The sequence below is a fragment of the Pseudomonas sp. 05N434 genome (assembly GCF_056396965.1).
The window spans coordinates 1-2,645 of the sequence record NZ_JBFTMK010000635.1; the positions used below are offsets into that span (position 1 = coordinate 1).

The 2,645-nt window shown below is 54.4% G+C and carries 2 protein-coding genes; both read left to right on the forward strand.

What is annotated here, in order from left to right; genetic code table 11:
* Positions 1 to 254 precede the first annotated feature (254 nt).
* Entirely contained in the window at positions 255 to 1,727 is a 1,473-nt protein-coding gene (locus AC1DLB_RS27205) for a c-type cytochrome (RefSeq protein ID WP_477743417.1), read from the forward strand.
* Between the two features lie 48 nt (positions 1,728 to 1,775).
* Positions 1,776 to 2,645, forward strand: an 870-nt coding sequence (locus tag AC1DLB_RS27210; protein ID WP_477786023.1) for a cbb3-type cytochrome c oxidase subunit I, incomplete at its 3' end; no start/stop codon positions are given.

A 2,645-nucleotide genomic window follows, 5' to 3' on the forward strand; every position in this document is an offset into this window, starting at 1 on the left:
CACTTGTCTGACTGCTACGCATAGGCAGGGTTCGTTTTTTGGGGCCGCTGCTGGCCAATCTCTGCCGTCCGTAATCTGAAATTGAGTATAGCTGGCAACCGGGCCTCGCTTGCCCGCCTCACGGTACAGCCCGATGGCTCTATACTTCTTACTGGCTTTGCCACCGGGATGGGTGGTAGTTGTCTGCCCTGCTTGGACGTCAGTGGCGATGCTTTGGCATAACCAATGAGCAACAGGAACAGGATGAAGAGAACATGGCAATAGCAATTATCTTGATACTAATCGTTATTGCATCAGTACTCTTCCATATACTCGCGCCTTGGCATGCAACACCGGCAGCTTCCAACTGGGGATCCATAGACACCACCCTGTTTATCACCCTGATCATTAGCGGAATATTTTTCATCGCCATCACGGTTTTTATGGCGGTGGCGGTGATGCGTTATCGTCACAAGGAGGGATCCAGGGCGCACTACCAACCAGAAAGTAAAAAACTGGAACTATGGTTAATTATCGTTACTTCGGTAGGTATTGTCGCCATGTTGGCGCCAGGCCTGGTTGTTTACGATGATTTTATCCGGGTACCGAAAAATGCCTATGAGCTTGAAGTGATCGCCCAGCAGTGGCAGTGGGCCTTTCGCTTCCCTGGCCAAGACGGGAAGTTGGGTAAGTCAGATATCAAATTTGTTGATTCCACCAACCCCCTCGGCCTTGATCCCAATGATCCTGCCGGGCAGGACGATGTACTGATAAAAAGCAATGAAGTTCGTCTTCCGCTCGATAAACCGGTGAAAGTTTTACTGCGATCCAAAGATGTGCTGCACGATTTCTATGTTCCGCAAATCCGCAGCAAGATGGACATGGTGCCGGGGATGGTGTCGTACTTTTGGTTTACTCCGACCAAAACCGGAAAGTATGAAATTCTTTGCGCTGAATATTGTGGTGTCGGTCATTACAACATGCGCGGCCAGATGATCGTGGAAGAGCAGGGCGCCTTCGATCAATGGCTGAAAAGCCAACCGACGTTTGCACAGACATTAGCCGCGGCTGCCAAGCCCAGTCAGGACAGCGTGCTGGAAAARGGCCGCCAGTTGGTCGAAAAATACGGTTGCGGGGCCTGCCATAGCCAGGATGGCAGTGCCAGTCTCGGCCCGGGATGGAAGGGCTTGTATGGCCGCACTGAACAGCTTGCCGATGGCAGCAGTGTGCAGGTCGATGAGGCTTACCTGAAAGAGTCGGTCCTCGATCCGAAGGCCCGCCTGGTACAAGGCTACCCGCCGGTCATGGTGACCTATACTCTCAATGACGATGAACTGGGTGCACTCATCGCCCTGATCAAATCACTGGGTGCTGCGCGACAAGGCGACGAATCTGCTGCCGGCCAAGCGCCGGGCCCAGGTGAGGACCTGGCGGCGCAGGGACAGCAGTTGGCTGAATCGCTCGGCTGCCTGGCCTGCCACAGTGTCGATGGCAGCAAGGGCATCGGTCCCAGCTGGCAGGGTCTGTACGGCAAGACCGAAACCCTTGCCGACGGTACGAGCATCAAGGTCGATGAGGGCTATATAAAAGACTCGGTTCTTAATCCCGCTGCCAAAATCGTCAAGGGATATGCACCCGTCATGCCGGTCTTTGCTCCCAGCGATAAGGAGTTGAATGCACTGATCGCTTTTATCAAATCCAAAGCGAATGCCGACGCTGATACGAGCAAGGCGCAGCCAGGGAAATAGCCGTAAGCAGCCAGAAGTACACCGAAACTTCGACAGGAGGATGACGTGATGGCCTATGCGGAGCAAGCCGAAACAGAAGCACTGCACGAGCCTAAAAGTTTCCTGACCAAATACATCTGGAGTCAGGACCACAAGGTCATAGCCATTCAATACTCCTTGACGGCTCTGTTCGTGGGGCTTATCGCCGTGGTGTTGTCCGACTTGATGCGCTTACAGATAGGCTTCCCCGGCAGTTTGGCGTTCATGGACGCCAATACTTACTATCAGGCGATGACCATGCACGGCATGATCATGGTCATTTATTTGCTGACGGCCCTGTTTCTGGGTGGCTTCGGTAACTATCTGATCCCACTGATGGTGGGCGCCCGCGACATGGTCTTTCCCTACGTCAACATGCTGAGCTACTGGTTCTACCTAGTGGCGGTACTGGTATTGCTCGCCGGATTCTTTGTGCCGGGCGGTCCCACCGGTTCGGGCTGGACGCTCTATCCGCCGCAGTCCATCACCAAGGGAACACCTGGGGTCGAATGGGGCATCGTCCTGATGCTCGTCTCTCTGGCGATTTTTATTGTTGCCGCCACCATGGGCGGGCTGAACTACGTCACCACCGTATTGCAGGCACGCACGCACGGCATGACATTGTTTCGCATGCCGCTCTCCGTATGGGGCATCTTCATGGCCTCGATCATGGCTTTGCTGGCCTTCCCGGCGTTGTTTGTCAGTGCGGTCATGATGCTGTTCGACAAACTATTGGGTACCAGCTTCTTTATGCCAGCGATGATCTCGCTGGGGCAGCAGCTCAATCACCAGGGCGGCAGTCCGATTTTGTTCCAGCACCTGTTCTGGTTCTTCGGCCACCCGGAAGTCTACATCGTGGCTCTCCCTGCGTTTGGCCTGGTCTCCGACTTGATCAGCACC